This window comes from Streptomyces sp. Edi2, assembly GCF_040253635.1.
GTDB lineage: Bacteria > Actinomycetota > Actinomycetes > Streptomycetales > Streptomycetaceae > Streptomyces.
Genome location: NZ_JBEJGX010000003.1, coordinates 3,228,270 through 3,254,533 on the forward strand (window position 1 = coordinate 3,228,270; position 26,264 = coordinate 3,254,533).

The 26,264-nt window shown below is 71.0% G+C and carries 22 protein-coding genes and 2 tRNA genes; 13 read left to right on the forward strand and 11 right to left on the reverse strand.

Features of this window, described 5'->3' with window-relative positions:
• The first annotated feature begins 22 nt into the window (after nt 1-22).
• The gene (locus tag ABR737_RS17520) at nt 23-988 is read left to right on the forward strand and encodes a D-2-hydroxyacid dehydrogenase (protein ID WP_350251101.1); all 966 of its coding nucleotides are present in this window, start codon (nt 23-25) and stop codon (nt 986-988) included.
• 79 nt (nt 989-1,067) lie between these two features.
• On the forward strand, nt 1,068-2,489 hold the full coding sequence (locus ABR737_RS17525; RefSeq protein ID WP_350251102.1) for an amidase: 1,422 nt from the start codon (nt 1,068-1,070) through the stop codon (nt 2,487-2,489).
• Between the two features lie 92 nt (nt 2,490-2,581).
• On the opposite strand, the gene ABR737_RS17530 is transcribed toward ABR737_RS17525, so the two are convergent.
• On the reverse strand, nt 2,582-3,082 hold the full coding sequence (locus ABR737_RS17530; RefSeq protein WP_350251103.1) for a DUF3830 family protein: 501 nt from the start codon (nt 3,080-3,082) through the stop codon (nt 2,582-2,584).
• A 110-nt stretch (nt 3,083-3,192) separates the two neighbouring features.
• On the opposite strand from ABR737_RS17530, the gene ehuB reads away from it, so the two are divergent.
• From ehuB to ABR737_RS17560, 6 genes are all read left to right on the forward strand, one after another.
• The gene (gene ehuB / locus ABR737_RS17535) at nt 3,193-4,131 is read left to right on the forward strand and encodes an ectoine/hydroxyectoine ABC transporter substrate-binding protein EhuB (protein ID WP_502964334.1); all 939 of its coding nucleotides are present in this window, start codon (nt 3,193-3,195) and stop codon (nt 4,129-4,131) included.
• Entirely contained in the window at nt 4,128-4,859 is a 732-nt protein-coding gene (gene ehuC / locus ABR737_RS17540; protein ID WP_350251105.1) for an ectoine/hydroxyectoine ABC transporter permease subunit EhuC, read from the forward strand. The genes ehuB and ehuC overlap by 4 nt, the downstream gene beginning before the upstream one ends.
• 32 nt (nt 4,860-4,891) lie before the next feature.
• Nucleotides 4,892-5,509 carry an ectoine/hydroxyectoine ABC transporter permease subunit EhuD gene (gene ehuD, locus ABR737_RS17545; protein ID WP_350256818.1) on the forward strand — a complete coding sequence of 206 codons (618 nt, stop codon included), beginning with the start codon at nt 4,892-4,894 and terminating at the stop codon, nt 5,507-5,509.
• Nucleotides 5,499-6,341 (forward strand): ectoine/hydroxyectoine ABC transporter ATP-binding protein EhuA, encoded by an 843-nt coding sequence (ehuA, locus tag ABR737_RS17550; protein WP_502964335.1) that lies wholly within the window; start codon nt 5,499-5,501, stop codon nt 6,339-6,341. Before ehuD ends, ehuA begins: the two co-directional genes overlap by 11 nt.
• 483 nt (nt 6,342-6,824) lie before the next feature.
• The gene (locus tag ABR737_RS17555) at nt 6,825-7,583 is read left to right on the forward strand and encodes an IclR family transcriptional regulator (RefSeq protein ID WP_350251106.1); all 759 of its coding nucleotides are present in this window, start codon (nt 6,825-6,827) and stop codon (nt 7,581-7,583) included.
• A gap of 74 nt (nt 7,584-7,657) precedes the next feature.
• Nucleotides 7,658-7,731 (forward strand) — tRNA-Lys (locus ABR737_RS17560).
• Between the two features lie 202 nt (nt 7,732-7,933).
• On the opposite strand, the gene ABR737_RS17565 is transcribed toward ABR737_RS17560, so the two are convergent.
• The 4 genes from ABR737_RS17565 to ABR737_RS17580 all read right to left on the reverse strand — a co-directional run bounded on the left by ABR737_RS17565 (nt 7,934) and on the right by ABR737_RS17580 (nt 12,926).
• On the reverse strand, nt 7,934-9,772 hold the full coding sequence (locus tag ABR737_RS17565) for an AMP-binding protein (RefSeq protein WP_350251107.1): 1,839 nt from the start codon (nt 9,770-9,772) through the stop codon (nt 7,934-7,936).
• Nucleotides 9,773-9,877: 105 nt separating this feature from the next.
• The gene (locus ABR737_RS17570) at nt 9,878-10,471 is read right to left on the reverse strand and encodes a lytic polysaccharide monooxygenase auxiliary activity family 9 protein (protein WP_350251108.1); all 594 of its coding nucleotides are present in this window, start codon (nt 10,469-10,471) and stop codon (nt 9,878-9,880) included.
• Nucleotides 10,472-10,870: 399 nt separating this feature from the next.
• A complete protein-coding gene (locus ABR737_RS17575) occupies nt 10,871-12,232 on the reverse strand; it encodes a hypothetical protein (RefSeq protein WP_350251109.1) in 1,362 nt (453 codons plus the stop codon).
• 274 nt (nt 12,233-12,506) lie between these two features.
• Nucleotides 12,507-12,926 (reverse strand): SsgA family sporulation/cell division regulator, encoded by a 420-nt coding sequence (locus tag ABR737_RS17580; RefSeq protein WP_350251110.1) that lies wholly within the window; start codon nt 12,924-12,926, stop codon nt 12,507-12,509.
• Nucleotides 12,927-13,384: 458 nt separating this feature from the next.
• Between ABR737_RS17580 and ABR737_RS17585 the strand changes: the two genes are divergently transcribed.
• The 3 genes from ABR737_RS17585 (at nt 13,385) to glxA (ending at nt 18,796) form a co-directional block, all read left to right on the forward strand.
• Nucleotides 13,385-13,458: transfer RNA gene (locus ABR737_RS17585), tRNA-Lys, on the forward strand.
• Between the two features lie 1,235 nt (nt 13,459-14,693).
• On the forward strand, nt 14,694-16,838 hold the full coding sequence (locus tag ABR737_RS17590) for a glycosyltransferase family 2 protein (RefSeq protein ID WP_350251111.1): 2,145 nt from the start codon (nt 14,694-14,696) through the stop codon (nt 16,836-16,838).
• Complete coding sequence (glxA, locus tag ABR737_RS17595; protein ID WP_350251112.1) at nt 16,835-18,796, forward strand: radical copper oxidase GlxA; 1,962 nt, start codon at nt 16,835-16,837, stop codon at nt 18,794-18,796. Before ABR737_RS17590 ends, glxA begins: the two co-directional genes overlap by 4 nt.
• Nucleotides 18,797-18,928: 132 nt before the next feature.
• On the opposite strand, the gene ABR737_RS17600 is transcribed toward glxA, so the two are convergent.
• The 5 genes from ABR737_RS17600 to ABR737_RS17620 all read right to left on the reverse strand — a co-directional run bounded on the left by ABR737_RS17600 (nt 18,929) and on the right by ABR737_RS17620 (nt 23,612).
• Nucleotides 18,929-20,008 (reverse strand): glycoside hydrolase family 6 protein, encoded by a 1,080-nt coding sequence (locus tag ABR737_RS17600; protein ID WP_350251113.1) that lies wholly within the window; start codon nt 20,006-20,008, stop codon nt 18,929-18,931.
• Between the two features lie 228 nt (nt 20,009-20,236).
• The gene (locus tag ABR737_RS17605) at nt 20,237-21,241 is read right to left on the reverse strand and encodes a class F sortase (protein ID WP_350251114.1); all 1,005 of its coding nucleotides are present in this window, start codon (nt 21,239-21,241) and stop codon (nt 20,237-20,239) included.
• A gap of 61 nt (nt 21,242-21,302) precedes the next feature.
• On the reverse strand, nt 21,303-21,458 hold the full coding sequence (locus ABR737_RS17610; RefSeq protein WP_350251115.1) for a hypothetical protein: 156 nt from the start codon (nt 21,456-21,458) through the stop codon (nt 21,303-21,305).
• Between the two features lie 929 nt (nt 21,459-22,387).
• Nucleotides 22,388-23,167 carry an HAD-IIA family hydrolase gene (locus tag ABR737_RS17615; RefSeq protein WP_088797813.1) on the reverse strand — a complete coding sequence of 260 codons (780 nt, stop codon included), beginning with the start codon at nt 23,165-23,167 and terminating at the stop codon, nt 22,388-22,390.
• A 142-nt stretch (nt 23,168-23,309) separates the two neighbouring features.
• A complete protein-coding gene (locus ABR737_RS17620) occupies nt 23,310-23,612 on the reverse strand; it encodes a hypothetical protein (RefSeq protein WP_350251116.1) in 303 nt (100 codons plus the stop codon).
• 154 nt (nt 23,613-23,766) lie between these two features.
• On the opposite strand from ABR737_RS17620, the gene ABR737_RS17625 reads away from it, so the two are divergent.
• Nucleotides 23,767-24,309 (forward strand): GntR family transcriptional regulator, encoded by a 543-nt coding sequence (locus ABR737_RS17625; protein WP_350256820.1) that lies wholly within the window; start codon nt 23,767-23,769, stop codon nt 24,307-24,309.
• Entirely contained in the window at nt 24,306-25,085 is a 780-nt protein-coding gene (locus tag ABR737_RS17630) for a GntR family transcriptional regulator (RefSeq protein WP_350251117.1), read from the forward strand. The genes ABR737_RS17625 and ABR737_RS17630 overlap by 4 nt, the downstream gene beginning before the upstream one ends.
• On the opposite strand, the gene ABR737_RS17635 is transcribed toward ABR737_RS17630, so the two are convergent.
• Entirely contained in the window at nt 25,072-26,259 is a 1,188-nt protein-coding gene (locus ABR737_RS17635) for an ROK family transcriptional regulator (protein WP_350251118.1), read from the reverse strand. The genes ABR737_RS17630 and ABR737_RS17635 overlap by 14 nt on opposite strands.
• Nucleotides 26,260-26,264 lie beyond the last annotated feature (5 nt).

Here is a 26,264-nt window from a genome sequence, read left to right on the forward strand (position 1 = left end):
GTTTCAGAACGGTTTCTGGCCCATGTCCGAAAGCACCGTCCTCGTCCTCGGTTCCGACCCGCCGCCGAAGCTCGACCGGCTCACCGGCCGGGCTCGGGTGATCTTCACCGATGAGGACTCCCTCGCCGACCGACTCCCCACCGCCGACGTGCTGTTGGCGTGGGATTTCACCTCCGACGCGATCCGCAGAGCCTGGCCGGAGAAGGGCCCCAGGCCCCGGTGGGTGCACACCGCGAGCGCGGGGGTGGACCAGCTGCTGTGCCCGGCGCTGATCGCCGACGACACCCTGGTGACCAACGCCCGGGGGGTCTTCGAGCAGCCGATCGCCGAGTATGTGGCCGGGCTGGTGATCGCCATGGCCAAGGACTTCTACGGAAGTTGGGAGCTGCAGCGGCAGCGGCGCTGGCAGCACCGCGAGACCCTGCGCCTGGGCGGCAGCCGGGCGGTGGTGGTGGGCTCCGGGCCGATCGGCCGGGCCATCGGCACCACTCTCCTGGCACTGGGTGTCAAGGTCGATCTGGTCGGCCGCCGGGAGCGCAGGGACGACCCGGAATTCGGCCTCGTCCATGCGAGTGACGCGCTGAACGGCCTCCTGCCCCAGGCGGATTGGGTGGTCTGCGCGGCGCCCCTGACCGAGGCCACCCGCGGCCTGTTCGACAAGGCGGCGTTCTCCCGGATGCCGCCGCGGGCCCGGTTCATCAACATCGGGCGCGGCCAGCTGGTCGTCGAGGACGCCCTGGTCGCGGCGCTGCGCGAATGGCGGATCGCGGCGGCGGCGCTGGACGTCTTCGAGCAGGAGCCGCTGCCGGAGAACAGCCCGCTGTGGGACGTCCCGCATCTGATCGTCTCGCCCCATATGAGCGGCGACACCCTGGGCTGGCGGGACGCCCTCGCCGAGCAGTTCCAGGACAACTTCGACCAGTGGTCGGCCGGCAAGCCGCTGCACAACCTCGTCGACAAGCGGCTCGGGTACGTACCGGTGCGGTGACGGCGCCCGCTGCCGGACCGGGCGCGCCACCTCGCCCCCGCCACCGTCCCGCCCGGGGCGGCCAACGCTCGGAGGACGCATGACCACCGAACCGACCCACCTCGCCGACCTCACCGCCACCCGCCTGGCGGCCGGGTACGCGGCCGGCGAGTTCTCTCCCGTCGAGGCGGCCCGGGCGGTGCTGGAGCGCGCCGAGGCCGCCCAGGCCGCGACGAACTGCTTCACCCGGATCGACGCGGACGAGGCGCTGTCGTCCGCCAAGGAAGCGGAGGAACGCTGGCGGGCCGGTACGCCTGCCGGGCCGGTGGACGGGGTGCCCGTCACCGTCAAGGACCTGATCCTCACCCGGGGCGTGCCGACGCTGCGCGGTTCGCGGACGGTGCGGGCCGAGGGGCCGTGGGAGGAGGACGCCCCGTCGGTCGCCCGGCTGCGGGAGTCCGGGGCGGTGTTCGTCGGCAAGACGACCACCCCGGAGTTCGGCTGGAAAGGCGTCACCGACAGTCCGCGGCACGGGGTGACGGGCAATCCGTACGACCCGGGGCGCACCGCGGGCGGCTCCAGCGGCGGCAGTGCGGCGGCGGTGGCGCTGGGCGCCGGGCCGCTGAGCCTGGGTACCGACGGCGGCGGTTCGGTCCGTATCCCGGCGTCGTTCTGCGGGATCTTCGCCCTCAAAGCGACCTACGGGCGGGTGCCGCTGTATCCGGCGAGCCCGTTCGGGACGCTGGCGCACGTCGGGCCGATGACCCGGGACGCGGCGGACGCGGCGCTGATGATGGAGGTGATTTGCGGCGCGGACTGGCGGGACTGGTCCCAGCTCGGTCCGGCCGGCGGGTCGTTCCGGGAGGCGCTGGCGGGTCCGGTCTCCGGGCTGCGGGTGGCCTACAGCCCCTCGCTCGGCTGGGACGTACCGGTGGCCCCGGAGGTCGCCGCGGCGGTCCGGGGGGCCGTCGACACGCTGGCCGGGCTCGGCGCGTCCGTCGAGGAGATCGACCCGGGCATCGCGGACCCCGTGGAGGCCTTCCACACGCTGTGGTTCAGCGGCGCGGCCCGGGTGGTGCAGCATCTGGACGACGCGGACCGGGCACTGCTGGACCCGGGACTCCAGGAGATCTGCGAGCAGGGCGCCCGCTACAGCGCACTGGACTATCTGGCCGCGGTCGATACGCGGATGGCGCTCGGTCAGGCCATGGGACGCTTCCACAGCGCCTACGACCTGCTGGTGACCCCGACGGAGCCGCTCACCGCCTTCGAGGCGGGCGTCGAGGTACCGCCCGGATCCGGCCACACCCGTTGGACGGGCTGGACGCCGTTCACCTACCCGTTCAACCTCACCCAGCAGCCGGCCGCGACGGTGCCCTGCGGGGTGGACGGCGACGGGATGCCGATCGGCGTCCAGCTGGTCGGCGCGCGGCACGCGGACGCGCTGGTCCTGCGCGCCGCACACGCCCTCTACGAAGCGGGGACCGCGGCGATCCCCGCGCCTCCTGCCCCCAGGGGCTGACCACTGCCCTCAGGGGCCGACCGCGTCGTCCCGTCGTCCGCCTGCGGGCGGAGGACGGGACGACGAGGCAGACGGGACTCTGACGACAGACCCTAGGCCCGCCGGAAGTTGAGGCTCTCCCCCAGGGCTCCGGCCCGCCACAGGTCCTGGCAGGCGTCGGCCATCCGGTCCAGGCCGTCGACGACACTGCCCCACACGATGCCCGGCACCCAGCCCGCGTCACCGTTGATCAGCAGATTGTTGCGCTCGTAGAACAGCGCAAGGTCGACAACGGTGGCGCGGCCCTGGTGCTTGGCCTGGGTCTCGTAACCGTAGGACTTCGTACCCAGTTGGGTGTCGGTGAAGGTGAAGTAGCACAGGTCGCCGGGGATCGGAGTGATCGTCGGATTCTCCAGCGGCGGCTCCTCCTGGGCGAACGGTGCGAGCAGGGCGTAGATCTCGTTGCGGGCGTATTTGGCGTGATAGACGTCGCCGCCCAGCGGGAGCGCGTCCCATACGGCATTGCAGGTGATCGGCGCGCGGTCGTCGAGCAACTTGGCCGTGCAGCTCACGCCGCGCTTGTCCAGGGAGACTTCGATGAAGCGATCGGTCATGCCCCGATCGTAGGTGGGCAATACCGGCGTACGGAACAACTCCGGGGCGCTTCTATCAAGGGCTGGAAACGATCGGCATATATGCCAGGCGTTCGGGTAGCCGCGCGCCCATGGCTCCACCACAGGAGAACACCAAAATGATCAAGAGAAAATTGGCCGGAGGCATCCGGCGGCGAACGCTGCTCGCGGGGGTGGCGGCGCTCGGCGCGGCGGGTGCGATGGGAGCGGGCACGGGCTGCTCCCGGGTGGATGTCTCCGGGGCGACCGGGGGCGGGCACCAACTGGAGGATCTGCGGAAAAAGGGCACCGTCCGCATGGGCATCGCCAGCGAGCCGCCCTACGCCTCCATCAACGACAAGGGCGAGCTGACCGGCGAGGCCCCCGCGGTCGCCAAGACGATCTTCCGGCGGCTGGGCATCAGGAATTTCGAGCCGGTACCGGTCGAATTCGGCGCACTGGTCCCGGGGCTGCACTCCTTCCAGTACGACGTGATCGTCGCGGGAATGTTCATCAACAAGGCCCGCTGTGCGGCCGTTCTCTTCTCCGACCCGGATTACGAGAGCAAGGACGCTTTCCTCGTACTCAAGGGAAACCCGAAAAATATCCATACCTATGCGGATATCGCCAAGGGGCACTACCGGATGGGTTCGGGTATCGGTTATGCCGAGATCGACTACGCGGTCGGCAACGGCGTCAAGAAGAGCACCATCCAGACCTACGGCGACCAGATCGCCGGGATGGAGGCCCTGGAGGCCGGCCGGATCGACGTCTTCGCCGGCACCGCGCTGACCATGATCGAGGCGCTGAAGACCGGCGCCCACCCCAAGGTCGAGATGACCGCACCGTTCACGCCGGAGGTCGACGGCAAGCCCCAGCGCGACGGCGGCGGATACGGCTTCCGGATCGGCGAGACCAAGCTGCGCGACGCCTTCAACCGCGAACTGCAGAAGATGAAGAAGAGCGGCGAACTCCTGCGCATCGCCCGGCCGTACGGCTTCACCAAGGAGTTCCAGACCGACCTCACGGCGAAGGAGCTCTGTAAGAAGTGACCGGCGCCCTGTGGCAACTCTTCTTCGAGGGTCTGTGGATCACCATCCAGCTGATGGTCTACAGCGCCGCCCTGGCCGCGGCCGTCGCCTTCGGCATCGGCCTGGCCCGCACCTCCCGGTTCTGGATCGTCCGCTTCCTGTCCGGGGTCTACGTGGAGTTCTTCCGCGGCACCTCGGCCCTGGTGCTGATGTTCTGGCTGTTCTTCGCGCTGCCGCTGCTGGGCTGGCAGTTGGTCGGTATCTGGGCGGGCACCCTGGCGCTGGGCCTGTCGTACGGCGCGTACGGCTCCGAGATCGTCCGCGGCGCCGTCCAGGCGGTGGCACCCGCCCAGCGCGAGGCGGCCATCGCGCTGAGCTTCACGCCCTGGCAGCGGCTGCGGAAGGTGATACTGCCGCAGGCCGTTCCCGAGATGATGCCGCCCTTCAACAACCTGCTGATCGAACTGCTCAAGGGCACCGCGCTGGCCTCGCTGCTGTCCATCGGCGAACTCACCTTCCAGGCCAAGCTCGCCCGGCTGTCGACGGGCCAGAGCGCCCAGATCTACGGCATCATCCTCGTCCTGTATTTCGCGGTCGCGTTTGTGATGACCCGGATCATGCGGGTGCTGGAACGCCGCGCCAAGGCCTCGGTCGGCCGGGCGGTGCCCAAGGGTGAGGGCTGGTTCTCCCGCAAACTGCCCGTCGAGAAGCAGGGCCCCGAGGCGCTGGCCACCGGAGGAAAGCCGTGAACAACTGGTCATGGAGCTACGTCGGCGAGATCATGCCCGACATCCTCAAGGGCCTGTGGATCACCGTCCAGGCAACGATCTACGGCTCGCTGGTGTCCTTCGCGCTCGGGCTGGTGTGGGCGCTGGCCCTGCGCGCACCGAGCCGCTGGGTGACCTGGCCGGTCAGCATCTTCGTCGAATTCGTCCGCAACACCCCGCTGCTGGTGCAGCTGTTCTTCCTGTTCTTCGTGCTGCCGGGCTGGGGTCTGGCCTTCTCGCCGCTGACCACCGGCGTCATCGGCCTGGGCCTGCACTACTCGACGTACACCTCCGAGGTCTACCGCGCCGGGATCGACGGGGTGCCGGAAGGCCAGTGGGAGGCCGCCACGGCGCTGAGCCTGCCGCGCCGGCGCACCTGGATCGCGGTGATCCTGCCGCAGGCGTTCCGCCGGGTGGTGCCCGCGCTGGGCAACTACGTCATCGCGATGTTCAAGGACACGCCGCTGCTGGCCGGCATCACCGTCGCCGACATGCTCTTCCAGGCGAACAGCATCAGCGCCACCACCTTCGACTACCTGGAGCCGATCACCGTCGTCGGCATCCTCTTCGTGGTCATCTCCTACCCCACCTCCCTCCTCCTGCGAGCCCTGGAGCGTCGCCTTGTCCGCTGACAGCACCCCCTCGAAAGAAACGGCCAACCAGGCGGACGGCGGCACCGACCGGACCGAGTCCGGGGGCGGCGCCGAGCTGATCCGCTTCGACCACGTGACCAAGCGGTTCGGTACCAACACCGTCCTGGATTCCCTGGATTTCACCGTCTCCTCGGGCAAGCACGTCACGCTCATCGGCCCGTCCGGTTCCGGCAAGACCACGATTCTGCGGCTGCTGATGACGCTGCTGAAGCCGGACGAGGGCACCATCAAGGTCGGCGGCGAGTATCTGACCCACGAGGAGAAGGGCGGCAAGCTCGTCCCGGCCGGGGAGAAGCACATCCGCGAGGTCCGCAAGAACATCGGCATGGTGTTCCAGCAGTTCAACCTCTTCCCGAACATGAAGGTGCTGCGGAACATCACCGAGGCGCCGGTGCACGTCCTCGGGCTGAGCAAGGACGCCGCCGAGGAGCGGGCCCGCGACCTCCTCGACCTGGTGGGCCTGACCGCGCACCTCGACAAGTACCCCACCCAGCTCTCCGGCGGCCAGCAGCAGCGGGTCGCCATCGCCCGGGCACTGGCGATGCGCCCGCAGGTGCTGCTGCTGGACGAGGTGACCTCCGCGCTCGACCCGGAGCTGGTGGCCGGGGTGCTGGACGTCCTGCGGGACATCGCGCACACCACGGACATCACCATGCTGTGCGTCACCCACGAGATGAACTTCGCCCGGGACATCTCCGACGACGTCCTGATGTTCGACGCGGGCCGGGTCATCGAATCCGGCTCCCCGGAAAAGATCTTCACGGAGCCGGAGCACGAGCGCACCCGGGAATTCCTGAGCGCGGTGCTGTAGAACGGCGGCCGCCGGGCGCCGGGTGCGGTGTCGTGCACTGTCGCGATGTCGTCAGCTCTCCCGGCGTCAGGTGCGTTCGCCCGGGGTGAGCCGACTCGGCGCCGTACGGCCGGTTCTGGATCCCCGGGTCTCGAAGGTCCGGGCGTCCGGCTTTCGGCCGGCTCGCGGAACCGGCCACAGATGTGGCCGGTTCCGTACCCTTCCGGGGCTCACCCCCGCCCCCGTCCGGGGGTATGCGGCTGCCGGGGGGGGGCGCAAAGCACCAGGACACCGGGGGCATCATGACCTTGGCATATGCCGAAGTCCCAACCCCCAGTACAGAAACGGCGGGCACGCTTCTTTCCAGTCAAGACCCCCTCCATCGAGGGCCGTTGACCGCTATCGTGGGGCAACGCCGTTGTCCGGGATCGGCCGCACGAGCGCCGGCCGAGACCACCAACGACCGTCATGACGCAAGCGGTAACAACCTGCTAGGGGGACACCGTGGCGCTGAAGCCCGAGCCGACCGCGCCGTTCCATTCGGTGCAGTACGCCCTTCGCGTGCTCGAAACGATCTCCAGGCACACCAACGGTGTGACCGATGCGCAGATCGCCCGCGAAACGGGGCTGTCCCCGGGCCAGCTCGCCCACATGCTGTCGATGCTCCGGCGCGAGGGCTACGTCGAGCAGGTCACCGACGGCGCTTACGTCGTAGGGGAATCGCTCCTGCTCCTGGGAGCGGGCGGCGACCGCAACCAGGCACTGCGCGACAAGCTGCAGCTCACCCTCGACCACCTGCGCGACTCGGTCGGCGCGGCGGTCTACATCAGCCGGTACATCGACGGCGAGGTGAAGATCCTCCACTACGCCGACGGACCGCTGGCCCCCAAGGTCAACGAGTGGGCCGAATTCCACCGCACGGCGCACGCCAGCGCGGTCGGCAAATGCCTGCTGGCGCAGCTCGACCACGACGGGCGCAAGGATCACCTCTCACGCCACAAGACCGCCCGGCTCACCTCCCGGACGATCACCAACGAGAAGGTCCTGTTCCACAAGCTCGACAGCCAGCCGCCCACGGTCCCGGTCCTCGATCTCCAGGAGTATGCCGTCGGCACGGTCTGCGCGGCCGTACCGATCACCGCCGGTGCGACGGTCGGCTGCCTCGCCCTCTCGATGCCGCTGGAGCACGCCCACCGCCTGCGCCAGGCTGCCGACACCCTCAACCGCCAGGCCGCGCCGGTACTGCTGTCGCTGGCGATCTGAGGTCCTTCGCCCCTGACCCGCTTCCGCGGTCATGAGCACCCCTCTCGACCAGGTAGTATTTCTTTCGTCAGCGCGCGCCGCTAGCTCAGTTGGTTAGAGCAGCTGACTCTTAATCAGCGGGTCCGGGGTTCGAGTCCCTGGCGGCGCACGTATCAAGTGGGCGTTTCCGGTTTTCCGGGGACGCCCACTTTTTGTTGTGTCGGGGCGGGGCGGGACGGGGCGCTTCGGGGCGGGGCGCTTCGGGGCGGGGCGGGACCGGACGGGGTGGGGTGGGCCGGTTGGCCGGGACCGGGATCGCCGGCCCCCGGATCGCCGGGCCCCCGGATCGCCGGGGGGCCATCCTTCGGGGGTCACCGGTCCAGGAGGTGGATCCGGTCGTGGTCGCGGTACAGCGTCAGCAGTGCGGCCCGGTCCGCGGCGGTGAACCGGCGGTATGTGGTTCCGGCCGGAACGGCGGGGCCGGCCGGAACGACGGGGCCGACCGGGATGGCCGGGGCGACCGGGGTGAGCGGCATGACCGGGGCGAACCGGGCGAACGGGGACCACCAGACCGGCTCCGGGCAGCGGAACCCGGTCCGTCGCAGGGCGGACCGGTGCACCTTGTGGGTGGCGGTCACCGGCAGCGCGTCCATGGTCCGTACGAACCGGGGGGCCATCTTCGTCCCGAGATCGGGCTGGGCGGCGAGGAAGGCCACGAAGTCGTCCGGGTCGAACACGGCGCCGTCCCGCAGCGCCAGGGCCGCCATGGCCTGGTCCCCCGCGACCGGGTCGGGTACCGCGTACACGGCCACGCCGGCGGCCGGGGCGTACCGGGCGAGGATGTTCTCGATCATCGCGGCGGCCAGATTCTCGCTGTCGACGCGCAGCCGGTCGTCCGTGCGCCCGGCGAAATGGAAGAACTCCTCGGTGTCGCGGAAGAAGAGGTCGCCGGTCCAGTACCAGCCCGCGCCGACCCGGTCTTCGCCCCGGCCGCGGGTGCGGGCGGCGGTCGCCTCGGGGTTGCGCCAGTAGCCCTCGAAGGAGCTGCGGCCGCGGTTGACCAGCTCCCCTGTCGCCTCGTTCCCGTTCAGCAGCCGGCCCGCCGGATCGAGGCGGGCGCGCGGCAGCTCGGCACCGGTCTCCGGATCGACGACGGCGAGATCGTCTCCGGGGGCCGCCCGGCCGATGGCGCCGGGCGGGGTGTCCGGGGTGCACTGGATCGCCGCGCCGCCCTCGGAGGAGCCGTACCCCTCGGTCAGGCGGACGCCGAACCGTTCGGCGAAGCGGGCGGCGTCGACGGCGCCTGCCTCGGTGCCGAAGCCGCAGCGCAGCGTGTGGTCCCGGTCGTCGGGGGCGGGCGGGGTGGCGAGCAGGTACTGCACGGCCCGGCCGACGTAGGTGAAATAGGTGGCCCCGTAGCGGCGCACATCGGGGAGGAAGGCGGAGGCCGAGAAGCGGTGGCGCAGCGCCACGGCGGCCCCGCCGGCGAGCGCCGGGGCCCAGCCGGCGATCACGGCATTGCCGTGGAACATCGGCATACAGAGGTAGTGGACGTCATCCCGGCGCACCTCGAAACGCCTGGCCAGCGAGTGTCCGGCGGCGGCCAGCCGGCCCTGGGTGCACAGGGCGGCCTTGGGCGCGCCGGTGGAGCCGGAGGTGAAGTAGAGCAGCATCCGGGAGGCGGGGTCCGGGGTGCGGGTGGCGCCGTGCCCGCGTCCGCCGGCCGCGATCTCGCCGGGTGTCGTACCCTCGTGCGGTCCGAGCAGGTCCCGGTAGGCCGGGTCGTCCACGACGAGGATCCGCCCGGGCGGGACGGGGAGGTCCAGGCCGGCGAGCAGTGGCAGCAGGGCGCGTTCGGTGATCAGCAGCGCGCAGTCGGTATGGCTGATGTCGCGCGCGAGTTCCGGCCCGCGGCGGGTGGGATTGATCCCCACGACCGCGGCCCCGGCGAGCGCCGCCGCGCTCAGCCACAGCGGATACTCGGGCACATTGCCGAGCAGCACCCCGAGGTGCGGCTCGGCACCGCGCGGCAGCAGCTCCCCCAGCAGTGCCGCCCGTGCGGCGGCGCCGCCCGCCAGCTCGTGATGGGTGAGCACCAGATCCTCGTACTTCGCCCCCACCCGGTGATCACCCCACTGCGCCTGGACGAGCTCCGCGACGGTGGCGGCGCCGGAACGTTCCTGACCGCTGCTGGTGCCGTTGGCTGCCATGGCGCCGGAGGGTAGCTGACGTGGCGTCAGGTGGGGAGGGGTGGCGGCTGGGCCGCACCTGGGGCCGGGCCTTCCCCGGGGGGGCGGGGAGGCCAGGCCAGGGCGTCAGGAGAGGTCGACGTCCGAGCAGGCGTAGAAGGCGTTGCCCGTGTCGGCGATGTTCCAGACGCCGAGGATGATGTGGCGGCCGGACTTCTGGGTGGGGACGGTGCCCTGGTGCTGGACGGTTTCGCCCGGCCGGGCGCCGCCCATCGGGACCGTCATGAACGGCTGGGGTTCCAGGTCGGCGCGGGTGAGCGGCTTACCGGGGTCGTAGCCGTCCTTGGTGATGAAGTACTCGAAGTCCGTGGTGGAGTGGCGCGCCGTCAGCCGCCAGGTGAAGGTGTAGCCCTGCCCGGGCGAGAGCTTGGTGCCGGGCCACTTTCCGCCGCGCGGGTCGTCCAGCTGGGCGAAGTTCTCGTGCCCGCCGGAACAGATCCTGCCGTCCGCCGGGCCGGCGGCCGGGAAGCCCTTGGGGCCCTCGACGCTCTGCGGTTCGTACTGGATCGCGCCGCAGTCCTTGACGGTGCCGTTGGCGCAGAGCGCCTGCCGGCTGGGTGGCGCATCGCTATAGCCGTGACTGGAGGCGCTGCCCGTCGAGAGGAGGGAGACACCGAGGACGCCGAGGCCGATCACGGCCGCACTGATCTTTTTGCGCATGCTTCGCTCCTGAAGAACGTGGGGGAGTTCCGTGCCGGGAGAAATGCAGTGCACTGCGGTGCCGACTCTGCGGTCTAGACCAACTAGCAGAGTAGGACTGGGTCAATGACATGTCCAGACCAATCACACCGGCGGTCTGAAGCCGTGCCCGTGCCGGGGCGGAGCGGAGCCACGCCGGAGCGGACGGAACCGCGCCGGGACGCCCGGGGGCTCTTGCGGGGAGCGGCGTGCCGGGCGCAGTAGGCGGGCCGGGTCGGGGCGCGGCGGTTCGGGGGGGCAGGCCCCGTCCGGTCAGGCCAAGCCAGGTCACGTCAAGGTCAGGGTGGGGCCAAGCCGCATCAGGCAGGCCAGGTCACGGTGAAGCCAGGCAGGTCCGGCCAGGTCAGGTCAGGTCAGGTCTCAGGCTGCCGCCGTGAGCGGGGCCGTGGTGGGGCGGGCGGCGGCCTGGACGAGGGCCGTATAGGTGCGACGGAGGGCGATCAGGGACTCCTGGGCCTCGCGGTAGACGGCGGCGTCGGGGCCGCCGCGGTGGGCGAGGGTCCGTACGGGTGCACAGTGGCGGTCCATCGCGCTGAGCCAGGCACGGTGCTGGGCCGGAAGATGGCGTCGCAGCAACTGGCGCCGGCCTTCGCCCATACGGCGACCACCGATGCCCAGCACCGCCTCGGCGGCCTGGAGGACCGGCGGCTCCAGGGCGCCCTGTTCGGCGAGCGCGCCGAGCACCGCACGCTGCTGCAGTGTGGCCGGCGCAGCCGTCAGTTCCGCTGCTTCGGCAAGAAGCTGGGCGCGCAGCGCATGCTGGACACGGACCAGGCGGCGCAGCGCCGTCGGGGTGGAGCAGTCGTCGGGCGACCGGCCCGCCAGGGTTTCGGCGAGCCGGAAGAGCCAGATCCCGTGCGCCTCCAGGCGCGTCGCGGCCAGCATCAACCGGTCCAGACGGCTGAGCGGCTGGCCCTCGGGGGCCCAGCGGACGATCGGCACGAGCACTTCGGTGCGGGCCAGTTGGTCTATGGGGATATGGCGGCGGGGCTTGCGTTCGGGGACCCAGTTGTGGAGCGCGAGGGTGGGCAGGGCGACGAACTGATCGTGGTCGATGCGGTGGGCGATCGCCGCCCACAGGTCGAGAAACGCCTCGTCGGCGACCTTGCGGGCGGCCGGCGCCTGCGGGTCGAGTCCGCCCCAGCCGCAGGAGACCGCGATCACCGCGATCCGCAGGGCGGCGGCCTCCGCGTTGCGCAGGGAGAGGCGGGAGACGCGTTGCCGCAGAGCGGACAACTCCTCCGCACGGCGAGCTCGTTCGACGAGCGCGATGGCGGCCGCACGGTCGGGCGCGACCGCGGCCGCGCGTGCCATGGCGTCCAGCCGGGTCCAGGTTCCGATCATGGAACGGACGGGCGGCCGCTCGGGCAGAAAGCCGTGGGCACAGGGGTCGTGCGGGGAGGCGGAGGAAGGTTCGACGGGAGCGGCGGAGGCGCCTGGGGTGGCTGGGGCACCCAGAGTGGCTGAGGCTCCCGGGGTAGCCGGGGTGGCCGGGGTAGCCGGGGTAGCCGGGGTAGCCGGGGTAGCCGGGGCGGCCGGGGCGGCCTGGGCGGCCGGGGCGGCCGGGGCGGCCTGGGCGGCCTGGGCGGCCTGGGCGGCCGACGGTATGCCGGGGGCGGAGTCCGGTGTCGGGGCCGGCGTTCCGGAGACCGCCGGCGTCGCGGCGGACGAGCCGGTCACACCGGCGGCGGGTATACCGGCACCGGGAGCGGTCGCTGCCACGTCCGCAGGTCCGGTCGGCGCCCCGCCCCCGTCCGTGGCCGTGGCCGCGGACCGGGCCACGGGCACACGCGAAGCCCCGTTCGCGCTCACAGCCCCCGGCGCGGTCGCGGCCGTGGTCGCAGCCGTGACCGTCGCTGTGGTCGTGGCCGCCGCCGGACTCGCAGCCGTGCCCGCGTCGGTGCACCCGGTCCCGGCCTCGGTCCCGGCCGTAGTCGCGCCCGTGCTCAAAGTCGAAGTCGAAGTCGAAGTCGTGATCATGATCGCCCTGTCCCCCTCAGCACTTCCCGGCGAACAGCCGGGCCAGGTGAGTGTCCATGTCGAGATAGCGGTCCTCATGGCCGGGCGGGACGATCGCCGTGGTCTGCTCCAGCCAGGCGGTCAGCTCGATCGCGCGCACCGACAGCTCACACACGCTGTCATCGGTGGACAGCTCGATGTGCACCCGACGTGATGCGCCCGGTTGGCGGAAGGGCCACACCCGTACGTCCCCCTCACCTGCCTCGTCGTGCAACCCCGCCAGCAGCAGCTCACGGGCGAACAGCCAGGTGGCCACCTTCTGGCCGCGGCTGATGAACGCGACCTCGACCTCGTAGGGGCGGTCGCTGCGATAGCTGAACCGGCCGGCCACCGGAACCGCTTCGTCCGGCCCGAGGAGGAGCTGCATCTCAAGGGTGCGCTTGGCTGTCGACACCACGACGATCAACCTTTCCGACGGAGGGGCGAGTCCCGGGGACCCGGTCCGGGGCGCGCGTCCTGGCAGACGTTGCTGTGGAGGGTGGGGTTGCAAACGGGAGAGGAGGAGTGACGGACGCCATGGCCGACACCCTCCGGGCGCACTCCGTTCTTTCGTCCCGACGTTCGCTTCAGCCTCTCAACCGGCAGGGAATATCGCATGTTGACGGGGCAACTGATGGCCTACCGCTACGGAGTAGCCGAAATCGATCTTCATGAACCAATGCGGGCGGACCGCGGGAAGAAGGCCCCGCCCCCGAGAGTCTTTTGTCCCCTATGGGGTGACCCTTTCGATGAGGCAGGGCGGAGCTGCCGGACGCCGCCGCGCGTGGCCGGGATCACATGGACCGAGTGCGTGAGCACAGCGGCTGGGGGTACGGAGCACCTCTCGCGTTCGTGTAAAGTTCTTCAGGTCAGCGCGCGCCGCTAGCTCAGTTGGTTAGAGCAGCTGACTCTTAATCAGCGGGTCCGGGGTTCGAGTCCCTGGCGGCGCACGTAAGACTGAGGCCCCTCGCCATGCGGGGGGCCTCAGTCATGGGGTCGACCGGACGGATCGCCACCCGCACCCCGCGCCCCTCTCCCCCTTCAGCGGCGCCCCCCTCCCGCGGCGGCAGTCGACTTCCTTGCGGTCGCTTCCCCAGCGGCCATTTCCTTGCGATCACAAACGGTAATGACCCGATCGCATACAGATTCACTCGCCTGCGGCACCCCTCCCATCCCCCGCAGGCTCGCCGCTCGGCTGCTTACGTCGTACCGGATCGCGCGCCCCTGAACCCATCCCTGAACCCACCCCTCGACCGGCGGCCGCGATCCCGGCGACCAAGGCAGCCGGGCCGACCGAGGCGGCGACGGCGTCATCGCGACAGGGCTCCGGAAATCGCGGCGCCGTCACCCACGGAAGGCAGTTCCAGCACTCCCCCGACGAGGGGCACCAATGGGCCGAGCGGGCAGGGATTCCCTTGCCTTCCCTCCCGGGAAGCAGCCACACCTTCGGCCAAATCGGCATACTCGGAGGTAACTTCACCAGAGTCGGCAAACGGGCCGAACGCGTCACGGATCCACCCCTCGGCCGCCCGGCCGGCGAATTCCCGCAGATGTCGATCCACGCCGCGCATCCGGTCCGTCAAGTCCCCTGAGCAGGCTGTTTGTTCAGGTTGCGGCGACCTCCACACCCCCGTCGCACCCCGCCCGGGAATCCCTCGGCGCGCCGCACGTTTTTACCGATTGAAGGCGGCTCCGCCGGGGAAATATCGGTCCGGGGCACCCCCTTTACGCACGGGATTCTGCCGGGCACCCAGAGCGAGGACGCCTCGGCGATTGCCCCGATATCCGTTGACAGCGGGAGAATTGACCCCAGTCCCGCATCAAAGTGATGTGCCCCGCGCCACACGCGGCCCCATCTTGCGCACTCTTGTACACAATTCCCTGGACAACTCTTGCCATCACGACGGCGGTTAGGGAACCTGACCTGATAACTCGGCGAAATGACGGCCGCATCCAGCCGAGCGGGAACAGCCGGGCACGCCGGATGGCGTGATGTGAACACGGGGAAATCGCCGCTTTGGCAGGATCGCGGCAGCGTTGCATACGCAACCGAAGGACGGCTGCCAACCGTCCGACGGTGCAGGCGGCCGACAGTAGAGCGCCCGAGTCGGTCGCGGGGGACCGCAGACTCGGGCCATCAGCACAGACGGCACGCAGCCAGGGTTGCGTGCGGGGGGATGGACTCATGACGTCGCCGCCTGACGGCTCCCGGCCGCAGCGCCCGTACGACCCGTCGGCCACGGCGCGCCTGCGCGTGCCACGCCAGCACTGGCAGCGGCGGACCCAGCGCAAGCCACTGCCGCGCTATGACTACGAGCACTACAGCCGGCTGGCCGGACCGCTCACCCGGCCCGACCCGGACAAGCCGTACAAGGTCCGCTACCGCTCACTGCTCGCGGACGAACCGCACCGCATACGGGCGGCCCTGCTGCTCGGCGCCGCGCCGCTGGTCTCGTTCGGCCTGCTGGTCTGGCTGATGCAGCCGAGCCACTGGACCGAACGCGACTACCCCGCCTACGACTTCCTGCCGGCGCTGGACGTCGTCATGCTGGTCTCGATCGGGCTGATCGAGTTGTTCCGGTGCATGAATGTGCTGTCCAACGCGCATGCCACCCTGGTCGCCCGCGACCCCGTCCCGGTCATACCCGAGAGCGGCACCCGCGTCGCCTTCCTCACCTCGTTCGTGCCGGGCAAGGAACCCCTCGCCATGGTGACGAAGACGCTGGAGGCGGCGGTCAAGATCCGCCACCGCGGTCTGCTGCACGTCTGGCTGCTGGACGAGGGCGACGACCCCGAGGTCAAGGAAGTCTGCCGGCGCCTGGGCGTCCATCACTTCAGCCGCAAGGGCGTCCCGGAGTGGAACCAGGCCAAGGGCCCGCACCGCGCCAAGACCAAGCACGGCAACTACAACGCCTGGCTGCAGGCGCACGGCGACGCCTATGACTACTTCGCCTCCGTCGACACCGACCACGTGCCGCTGCCCAACTACCTGGAGCGGATGCTGGGCTTCTTCCGCGACCCGGACGTGGGGTTCGTCATCGGCCCCCAGGTCTACGGCAATTACGACACCTTCGTCACCAAGGCAGCCGAGTCGCAGCAGTTCCTCTTCCATGCGCTGGTCCAGCGGGCCGGCAACCGTTACGGCGCCCCGATGTTCGTCGGCACGTCCAACGCCGTACGCATCAGCGCGCTGAAGCAGATCGGCGGGCTGTACGACTCGATCACCGAGGACATGGCGACCGGCTTCGAGATGCACCGGCACAGCAACCCGCAGACCGGGAAGAAGTGGCGCTCCGTCTACACCCCGGACGTGCTCGCGGTCGGCGAGGGGCCCACGGCCTGGACCGACTTCTTCACCCAGCAGCTGCGCTGGTCGCGCGGGACGTACGAGACGATCCTCAAGCAGTTCTGGAAGGCGCCGTTCACGCTGCCGGCGGGCCGGCTCTTCAACTACACCATGATGGTGATCTTCTACCCGATGTCGGCGCTGAACTGGATCCTGGCGGCGCTCAGTTGTGCGCTGTTCCTGGGCCTGGGTGCCTCGGGTGTGCAGATCGATCCCGCGGTGTGGATGATGCTCTACGGCAATGCCTCGGCGCTGCAGATCGGCCTGTACATCTGGAACCGGCGGCACAATGTCTCGCCGCACGAGCCGGAGGGCTCCGGCGGGGTCGCCGGCATGGTGATGTCCGCGCTGTCCGCGCCGATCTACGCCCGGTCGCTATTCGATACGGTGCTGCGCCGCAAGAGCAAGTTCGTGGTCACGCCGAAGGGCGACTCGTCCAGCCCGGACACGCTCTTCGGGACATTCCGGGTGCACCTGTTCTTCCTGCTCGTCTTCGGGGGCTCGCTGGTCGCCTCGTTCGTGCTCGGGCACAGCCATCCGGCGATGGTCACCTGGGCCACGCTCGCGATGCTGATCACCGCCGCGCCGATCATCGCCTGGCGGCTGACCGTACGGGGTGAGGAGCGGAAGCGGAGGGAGGCGGCTGCCGGGGGTGGCGCAGGTGCGGGTGCCGCCGGTACCGGCGACGGTTCGGGTGCCGTCGCTCCGGGTGGCCCCGCCGGTGCCGCGCCCGGCGCCGCGGCCGGTGCCCCGGACGGTGCGGCGCCGACCGCCGGCCGGGCCGCCGCTCGGGACGCCGGCCAGTCGGCCGAGCCGTCCGCCGGCCGGCCTGGGGGTCCTGACCAGGCCCTCGACCAGATCACCGGCCAGGGCCCCGACCAGGGCCGTGGCCAGGACCGTGGTCAGACCACTGATCAGGCCGACGCCCCGGCCGTCAGCTCCGAACAGACTCTGCAGATCGCCCTTGGGGGACGTCACACATGAAGTACCGTCCGAACCGTCGCACCCGCCGAGTGGCGATAGCGGCGGCGGTGGTGCTCGCGCTCGCCGCGATGAACGGGCCGGCCCTCTACGGCTTCGCCTCGGAGCAGTACCACCAGTACAAGATCAACAAGCCCGAGTACAAGGCGGCGAACGGCCACTGGGACGTCGTCAACGTCCCCGACAAGTACCGCATCAACACCATCCACGCGGCCCTGCTGCACACCGGGAAGGTGCTGCTGGTCGCCGGCTCCGGCAACAACGCGGCCAACTTCAAGGCCAAGTCGTTCCGTACGGTCCTGTGGGATCCGGAGAAGAACACCTTCAAGAACATCCCCACGCCCAAGGACCTCTTCTGCTCCGGGCACACCCAGCTGCCCGACGGCAAGCTGCTGGTGGCCGGCGGGACCCAGCGCTACGAGAAGCTGAACGGCGATGTGAAGAAGGCCGGCGGCCTCATGATCATCTACAACGAGGACCCGGACGCCCCGAAGACCTTCCCGGCCGGCACGCTCTTCACCGGCAAGCAGAACGGCAAGACCTTCGCCTCCAAGGACCCGGTCGTGGTGCCGCGGGCGAAGAAGAAGACCGACCCGGCCACCGGCAAGGTCAGCGTGGTGCACAGCGAGTCCCGGGTCTATGTCGAGGCCCTCAAGGACGGCCGCAGCCACTCCACCGGCTCCCAGGACAATTACCGGATCCACGGCCTGACGGGCGCGGCTGCCCACAACTTCTACGGCATCGCGCAGAAGTTGTCCTTCGACAAGAAGGACTTCCAGGGGATCAAGGACTCGTTCGAGTTCGACCCGGTGGCCGAGCGCTACATACCCGTCAACCCGATGAACGAGGCCCGCTGGTATCCGACGCTCACCACGTTGCAGGACGGCAAGGTCCTCTCCGTCTCCGGGCTGGACGAGATCGGGCAGGTGGTCCCCGGCAAGCAGGAGGTCTACGACCCGAAGACGAAGAAGTGGACCTACCTGCCCAAGCGGCGCTTCTTCCCGACCTACCCGGCACTCTTCCTCACCGACCAGGGCCGGATCTTCTACACCGGCTCCAACGCCGGCTACGGTCCGGACAACATCGGCCGCACCCCCGGCATCTGGGACCTGAAGTCCAACAAGTTCCAGGTCGTGCCCGGGATGAGCGATCCGAAGATCCTGGAGACCTCGATGTCGGTGCTGCTGCCGCCGGCCCAGGAGCAGCGGTACATGGTGCTGGGGGGCGGCGGGGTCGGCGAGGACCCGAAGTCCACGGACAAGACCCGCATCGTGGATCTGCACGCCCCGTCGCCGCGCTTCAAGGACGGTCCTCCGCTGTATGCGAAGGCCCGGTACCCGAGCAGCGTGATCATGCCGGACGACACGGTGCTGACCACGAACGGCTCCGGTGACTACCGGGGCCGCAGCGACTCCAACATCCTCAAGGCGGAGCTGTACAACCCGGCGACCAACTCCGCCCGCCAGGTGGCCGACCCGCTGGTGGGACGCAACTACCACTCCGGTGCGCTGCTGCTGCCCGACGGCCGGGTGATGACCTTCGGCTCGGACTCCCTCTACGCCGACAAGGACAACACCAAGCCGGGCGTCTTCCAGCAGCAGATCGACCTCTACACCCCGCCGTACCTCTACCGGAAGTCGCGCCCCGAGCTGACGGAGAAGGGGCCGAAGACGGTCTCCCTCGGCAGCAGCGCGACCTTCGGCTCCCCGCACGCCGCCGGCATCAAGAAGATGCGGCTGATGCGGCCCGGCTCGTTCACCCATGTCACCAATGTCGAACAGCGCTCGATCGCACTGGACTTCACGGTGGCCAAGGGCGGGGACGGAGTGACGGTCACCCTGCCCAAGGACCCGTCGCTGGTGCCGCCCGGGTGGTACATGCTGAACGCGGTGGACGGGCACGGCACCCCGTCGAAGGCGGTGTGGGTGAAGGTGCCGGAGACGCGGGGGCAGGGAGGGTGACGGCACCTCCCGGGGCAGCTCGTACGGCAGCTCCCGGGGGCTGGTCGTAGGGCCGCCGGCAGGGCAGCTCGTAGAGGGCCGCAGGTCCGGACGGACCTGCGGCCGCTGCACCCTCTGCGGCCGCTGCGCCCGCTATTCGGCGCTGCGTGCCAGTCCCAGGGCGTACTTGGGCCACCAAGTACCCGCCTTGGGGCCGCCCTTGCAGGTGCCGTCCGACTCCCCCGGGCGTTTGATCCACAGGTAGGCGGCTATTCGGGGATCGCCGGTCTTGGTGGTCGGCGGGGTGCCCAGGGCGCGGCCGGGCGGGTTGCACCAGTTCTCCGGGTCGTCGCCGCCGGGGGCCGGACCGTTGCCGTTGCGGCTGGTGTCGATGACGAAGGGCTTGCCGCCGACCATGTCGGACAGCCGCTTGCCGTACTTCGTGTTCTCCGCGGTGGTCTGGTAGTTGGAGATGTTCAGCGCGAAGCCGTCGGCGCGGTCGATGCCGGCCCGCTTGAGGGGTTCGACCATCTGGCCCGGGTCCTTGATCCAGTGGGGATTGCCGGCATCCAGATAGACCTTGGTGTGGGGCTGTGCCTTGAGCTTGCCGACCGCTTCCGTCAGCAGGGCGTAGCGCTCCTCGTGGAACTGCTGCGGGGTGCACTTGTCCGCGATGTGCGGCAGCGCGTCGGGCTCCAGGATGACGGTGGTGGGGCGGTCGCCGATGCCCTTGAGCACGCCGTCCAGCCAGGCCCGGTAGGCGTTGCCGTCGGCCGCACCGCCCTGGGAGTAACGCCCGCAGTCGCGGTGCGGGATGTTGTAGAGAACGAGCAGCGCCTCGCGGTCGGCCTTGGCGGCGGCCTGGGTGAAGCCGCGCGCCTCCCCCTCCGGGTCGTCGATGCCTATCCACTCCGCGACCGGCTGCGCCGCGATCTTGTTGGCCAGGCGGGCGTCCGCGGCCTTGCCGTCGCTGCCGTAGTCGGATACCTGGCGGGCCGCCTTGCTGTCCGGGTTGACCCAGAACGGGGCGACGGCCTTGGGGCGTTGGCCCGGTTTACCCGGAACGCTGCCGTCGTTGTCACCGGACGAGGAGCAGCCGGCGAGCAGCAGCAGCGCCAGTGCCCCCACCGCCGCCCTTGTCGATGCCGCCCCGGCCTGTGCGGTCCGCCGCCGGCCGTCGCAGGGCCCGCCGGGCGGACCGATAGCGGCCGTCCGTCGCAGATCGCCGTACATCCACTCCCCCTCGAACATCGAACAGGGCCGGCGGGGACCGCCGGCCTCACCATCGTGGCACACGGCCATCCGCCGGGGTCGGCCTGTGGACGGGCTGTCCACAGGCTGCTAAGACACTTGACGAATGGCGCGGGTGATGGTTCAGCCGTGCCGTAGAGCGGGTGAGGGTTCAGCCACCTCATGGGCGCGGGTGATGGTTCAGCCGTCCCCGTGGGCGTTGGTGGTGGTTCAGCCGTCCCGGGTGTCCGCTGCCTGAAGGGACGTCAAGTAGGCCGACACGACGACCACGTTCGAGGCCCCGTTGCCACGGGCGTGCGGGGCGGGGTGGCCGTTGCCGCCGTCGTCGACGATCAGGCGGAGTTCGGAGCGGCCCCGGTCGCGGGCGGCGTAGGCCCTGCGCGCGTCGAAGCGGTCACCGTCGTAGAGCTGGACGTCCTCGACGGTGAAGCGTGCGGTGCTGCCGTCGGAGCGCTGGATGTCCATCCGCTCCCCCGGCTTGAGGGCGGTCAGACGGTGCACGAGGGCCTGCCGAGCTCCTGGGTCGCGGTTGCCGCTGCCCCGGCCCACGAGCAGCGCGGCGCCCGCCTCGCCCGGCTGCGGGCCTTCGGCGTACCAGCCGACGAGGGCCGGGGAGGTGTCCGGGGGCGGGGTGAGGATGCCGTGCTCGTCGAGGTCGCGTGCGACGATGCCGCCCTCCCGTACACCGAGGGCGTCGATGGTGAGGCCAACGGGCTCTGCCGTCCCGGCGCCGGGCGCCGCCGCATGCGCGTGCGGAGGTGCCTGACGGCCCAACGGGCGCCCGGCGGCGGCGACATCACCGGTCGTGGCGAGCTGCGCGGCCACCCCGTCCGCCAGATCACGGCCCCACAGCCACAGCCCCAGCAGCAGCACGGCCCAGGCCACACCGGCGAGGAGCTTTCCGGGGGTGGGGGCCGGGTGGCGGCTGGGGCCTGGGGTGGGAGTGAGGTTGGTGTCGGGTGGGGCGAAGGGGATGAGGGGTCTGTGGGGGCCGTAGAGGTCGTGGGGGCCATGAGTGCCGTAGAGGCCGGAGACACGGAGGGCACAGGAAGAAGGGGAGGCGCCCCGCGTGCCGGGGGCCAGGGCCGTGGCATGGCCCCCGTCCCAGCCACGCGCACCGTCCCTGCTGCCTGCCGCGCCGGACAGGGCCGGCACCCCGACCGTGGCCGCATCCCTTCCCTGTTCGGCAGCCCTCGTCCGATTCTCAGCGCTCACCCGTTCCTCAGTGCCTACTTGACCGTCACCACTCACCTGCCCGTCACCACTCACCTGTCCCTCAGTGCTCATCGGCCTCACCCCGCCGCTCGCGGCGCAGTCGCATCCGGAGCCGGAGCAGTTGGCCCGCGATGACCAGGAAGGCGCCGCCGGCCAGCACCAGGCCGACGGCCGAGGTGCTGCTCAGCTCGCGACTCGGCGAGGCCTCGGCGGGCACGCCGGCGCGGGGGCCCGGAGCGGGAGGGACCGCGGGAGCCGGGCGGAGAGCCGGCGCGGGATGGAGGACCTGCGCAGGGTGGAGGGCCCGCGCAGGGTGTGCAGCAGCGGCCTCGGGTCCTGACGCGGCGCCGGAACGTATCCGGGCGCCGGTGACCAAGCCCCCCGCGGCCCGGGCGGGCGATACCGCGTCAGCGAAGGCCACCGGTCGGATGGTGACCCGCCCGGCGTGGCCGCCAGGGCCCCGCAGAGTGACCGCACCGCCGGGAGTGACCGCACCGCCGGAAGGGGCCAAAGCGGCGACGGCCGAGGCGGGCCTGGCCGAGGCAGAGCCGGCTGAGGCGGGAACGGCCGAGGCAAGAGCGGCGGAGACCGCTTTGGTCCCGGTGGTCCCGGTGGCGCGTGCGTCCCCGTCGTACACGGGCGGCGTCATCACCGCGCAGGCCGCGACCGCGGCGCAGAGAGCAAGTTGCCGTGAGCGCATGGTGAACCTCCGATAACTCCGAAGGTCCGCCCGCCCGCGCCCGACCGCATCCGCTAACGGTCCGGGGCTGCGCCGTTCGGGTGGAGGTCAGCGGCGCCGGAGGCCCGGGCCGTCCACCGGGGGGGACGCCGGTGATCCGGTGGTCCGGGACGCCGCACGTCCACGGGAGCCGGTGGCCCGGTGGTCCGCGGCGCCACACGTCCACGGCGTCGGTGGTCCGGCCGCTCACGGCGCGGGCCGCCCCGGGGCACGGGCGATCCACGGCGCGGGACACCCGTGACCGCCGGACGCCCGGAACCAGGCCGGTCCGACATCGGCCGCCCGGCCAGGTCGTTCAACTGAGCACGCCGGAGGCCGAAGGCCGGACGCCGTAGGACGGACGCCATAGGGGTTGGACGCCGCAGGCCGGACGCCGACCGCCCCGCCTCACGCACCCCCGGCGCCACTCACACCAGGTCGATCAGATCCGCGATCGAGTCCACCACACGGGAGGGCCGGAACGGGTGCCGGTCGACCTCCTCGGGGCGGGTCAGTCCGGTCAGGACGAGGAAGGTCTCCATGCCCGCCTCCAGTCCGGCCAGCACATCGGTGTCCATCCGGTCGCCGATCATCGCGGAGGTCTCGGAGTGGGCGCCGATGACGTTGAGGCCGTGCCGCATCATCAGCGGGTTGGGCTTGCCGACGAAGTACGGATCGACGCCCGTCGCCTTGGTGATCAACGCGGCCACCGAACCGGTCGCGGGCAGCGCGCCCTGCGGGGAGGGGCCGGTCTCGTCGGGGTTGGTGGCGATGAACCGCGCGCCCTCGTTGATCAGCCGGATCGCCTTCGTCAGCGCCTCGAAGCTGTAGGTGCGGGTCTCGCCGAGGACGACGTAGTCCGGGGAGTGATCGGTCAGGACGTAGCCGATGTCGTGCAGGGCGGTGGTCAGGCCCGCCTCCCCGATGACGTACGCGGTGCCGCCGGGCCGCTGGTCGTCCAGGAACTGGGCGGTGGCCAGCGCGGAGGTCCAGATGGACTCCCACGGCACCTCCAGCCCGATGCGGTTCAGGCGGGCGTGCAGGTCACGCGGGGTGTAGATGGAGTTGTTGGTCAGCACGAGAAAGGGCTTGCCCGACTCCCGCAGCCGCTTGATGAAGGCGTCCGCCCCGGGGACCGGAATGCCCTCGTGCATCAGGACGCCGTCCATGTCGGTGAGCCATGACTCGATCGGCTTGCGCTCTGCCACTGCCGGACTCCTGCCGTACGTGATGACCAGGGGCGCCGGCCGTCTCCCGCATGTGGCGTGGCCCACGCGAGTGACCCACGCGTCGCACGTACGGCCGACGCCCCCACCCTAAGTCAGCGGGCGGTACCCCTGATCCTCGCGCTCACTCCGGATCTTCCGCCGCATCACGCCCTGCTCCCCGGCTCTCGGCGACCCGCAGCACATCCCGCAACGCCTCGACCAGCCGCTCCGCGAGAAACCGCAGCTCACCATCCGACACCTGCCGCTCGTCGAGCATCGCCCGGGCATGCCCCAATAAGGCGGCTGCCATCCCGACCTGTGCCGACTCCACCTCGTCCGCCAGCCGCGACACGGGTCCCGTGCCCTCGCCTATGACGTAGCAAGGCTTGCCCTCGGAGCCTTCCCAGGGAAGCAGCCGGGCCTGCTGTCGCCGTGGGAGATACATCGGCAACCACCACCTCACGTCGGGTACATCACATCGCAGAATGTACTGCTATTCGCGAAGAGCAGCAAGGTTGTAGATAGCCTCGTCCTTGCCACTTGTTCGGTAAGGCAGCACAGTTGAGCGGAAAGGTGGTGGTCGCGTGAGGGAGGATGCCGTGGACAGCGTCGAGTGGGTCACCACGTCCGTGCCGTACCTGGCCCCACGCGGGCAGGGGGAGCGCGACGCCTGGAGTGCCGAGACCGCAGCCAAGGGGCGGCGGGGCGGGCAGCGCATCCTGGAGGCCGGGGAAGTGGCCGCGCCGGACGAGATCGCACAGGCACTGGGCGTGGGGCGAGGGGAGACCGTCGTCGTGCGGCGACGGGTCATGTATCTCGACGGCCGGCCGTGCGAGTTGACGGACACCTACTATCCGGTGGCCATCGCGCGCGGCACCCGCCTCGCCGGGACCGCGAAGATTCCGGGCGGAGCGGTCACCCTGCTCGCCGAACTCGGGTACGTCGGCGTCCGGGCACAGGAGGACGTGGGGGCGCGGCTGCCCAGTGATGAGGAGGCCGCGACGCTGGAATGTGCGCCGTCACAGCCGGTGCTGCAGTTGCTCCGGCGCACGCTCGACGCCCAGGGCCGCCCCCTCCAGGCGGACAGAATGGTCATGCCCGCACCACTGCAGCGACTGCGTTACGACATCAGGATCGGATGACCGTGCCCCACGACAAGACCGACAACGCCGACGGCCGCTCCCTGCACGCACGTATCGCCGCCGATCTGCGCGACGAGATCATGAACGGCGACCTCGCGCCCGGCGCCAGGCTGCCGTCCACGGAACGGCTCAAGGAGCGGTTCGCGGCGTCGAACGCGACCGTGCAGAAGGCGTTGGGGCTGCTGAAGGAGGAGCGCCTGGTCGTCGGGCGCGCCGGATCGGCCGTCACCGTACGCGAACGCCGGCAGCGGACCATGCGGCCGGCCTCGTACATGGCTCCGGCCGACGCCGGCGACCGGTACCGCTGGCTCACCGAAGCAGAGAAGCTCGGCACTCAGGCGCGGAGCCGACTGCTCCGGGTAGCGGAGGTCGTGCCGCCCGCCGATGTGTCCGCGGTGCTCGGTCTCCCGGAGGGCGGTACGGCCCAGCTCCGTCACCAGCTCCTGCTGATCGACGACGAGCCGGTGGAGCTGGTCAGCTCCTACTACCCGCTGGAGATCGCGCATGGCACGGCCCTCACCAAGCGCCAGAAGGTCAAGGGCGGAACGCCGGTGCTCCTGGCCGAGCTGGGCTATCCGCCTCGGCTGAGCGTGGACCGGCTCTCGGCCCGGGTACCCACCCAGGAGCAGTTCACCGCGCTGCAGCTGCCCGGCGACCTGCCCGTGCTACGCACCCTGCGCGTCGTCCACAGCGACGGCGACCGCCCCATCGAGGTCACGGTGATGGTCAAGGCGGGCCATCTCTATGAAATGCGGTACGAGTTCACGGGTGGGTGAGACCGTCCCACTGCAGGTTGCGGCCCGCGAGCCCGGACTGCCGCCCCCCGAACAGCGGCGCCAGCACCAGCTCCGCCGCCCCGTCGGCGACCGCCCGTGCGCCGCCGCGGGCGAGCGCCACCGGCACCGGGGCCCTGCCGCGGGCGCGGGCCTGGGCTTCCAGGGCACCGGCCACGCCGGTCAGGAACTCGTCGGGGTTCGCCAGTACGGTGCGTCCGCCGAGCAGCACCCGGTCGATGTCCAGCAGCTCGACGAGGTTGGCGGCGCCCACGCCCAACGCCCGTGCCGCGCCCGGCAGATCGCCGCGGGCCACCGCCGCCAGGCACAGCGCTTCGATGCAGCCGCGCCGTCCGCAGCCGCAGCGCGGGCCGTCCCACTGCACGATCTGGTGGCCGAACTCGCCGGCGCCGGTGCGCGGGCCGCGGTAGAGACTGCCGTCCAGGACGAGCCCGGCGCCGAGGCCGGTGCCCAGATGGAGGTAGCCGAACGAACCGGCGCCGGCCGGTATCCCCTGGGCAGCCAGGCTCAGTTGAGCCAGGCCCAGTGCCGCCGCGTTGGTGTCCTTGTCGAGGACGACGGGCAGGCCGAGGCGTTCGGCGAGCGCGTCCCGCAGCGGGAAGCCGTCCCACCGGGGCGCGCCGGTGACCCGGTGCAGGACGCCGGTGGTGTGGTCCAGCGGGCCGGGGCAGGCCACCCCGGCGCCCAGCACCGGCGGGCCGCCGGCCTCGGCGCGCAGGGCGGCGATCTCCCGTTCGGCGGTGGCGAGCACCTGCCCGGCGCCCGCCTCGAAAGCGAGCGGGGCACGGCGTACGCCGACCGCTTCGCCCGCGAGGTCGGCGAGGACGACGGTGAGCTCATCGCGGTCCAGATGCAGTCCGACGGCGTGCCGGGCGCCGGGGACCAGCCGCAGCACGGTGGCGGGCTTACCGCCCGTGGAGGCGCGGCGGCCCGCCTCGGCGACCAGGCCGTCGGCCCGCAGCCGGGCGGTGATCTTGCTGACGGCCTGCGGGGTCAGCCCGGTGCGGCCGGCGAGCTCCCGCCGGCTGACGCCCTCTCCGCCGGCCGCACGCAGCAGCCCGAGCACCAGCGCGGCATTGTGGCCGCGCAGGGCGGGGAGATTGGCGCCCGGAGGGCCGGCAGCGGAGCCGTCGCGGGAGAGGTCATTGCTGGTCACTCACC

Bases quoted from the DNA above. Each gene is read 5' to 3' on its own strand.
- ABR737_RS17520 (WP_350251101.1), top strand. From the start codon at position 23: ATGTCCGAAAGCACCGTCCTCGTCCTCGGTTCCGACCCGCCGCCGAAG.
- ABR737_RS17525 (WP_350251102.1), top strand. From the start codon at position 1,068: ATGACCACCGAACCGACCCACCTCGCCGACCTCACCGCCACCCGCCTG.
- ABR737_RS17530 (WP_350251103.1), bottom strand. From the start codon at position 3,082: ATGACCGATCGCTTCATCGAAGTCTCCCTGGACAAGCGCGGCGTGAGC.
- ehuB (WP_502964334.1), top strand. From the start codon at position 3,193: ATGGCTCCACCACAGGAGAACACCAAAATGATCAAGAGAAAATTGGCC.
- ehuD (WP_350256818.1), top strand. From the start codon at position 4,892: ATGCCCGACATCCTCAAGGGCCTGTGGATCACCGTCCAGGCAACGATC.
- ABR737_RS17565 (WP_350251107.1), bottom strand. From the start codon at position 9,772: ATGGCAGCCAACGGCACCAGCAGCGGTCAGGAACGTTCCGGCGCCGCC.
- ABR737_RS17570 (WP_350251108.1), bottom strand. From the start codon at position 10,471: ATGCGCAAAAAGATCAGTGCGGCCGTGATCGGCCTCGGCGTCCTCGGT.
- ABR737_RS17590 (WP_350251111.1), top strand. From the start codon at position 14,694: ATGACGTCGCCGCCTGACGGCTCCCGGCCGCAGCGCCCGTACGACCCG.
- glxA (WP_350251112.1), top strand. From the start codon at position 16,835: ATGAAGTACCGTCCGAACCGTCGCACCCGCCGAGTGGCGATAGCGGCG.
- ABR737_RS17600 (WP_350251113.1), bottom strand. From the start codon at position 20,008: ATGTACGGCGATCTGCGACGGACGGCCGCTATCGGTCCGCCCGGCGGG.
- ABR737_RS17620 (WP_350251116.1), bottom strand. From the start codon at position 23,612: ATGTATCTCCCACGGCGACAGCAGGCCCGGCTGCTTCCCTGGGAAGGC.
- ABR737_RS17630 (WP_350251117.1), top strand. From the start codon at position 24,306: ATGACCGTGCCCCACGACAAGACCGACAACGCCGACGGCCGCTCCCTG.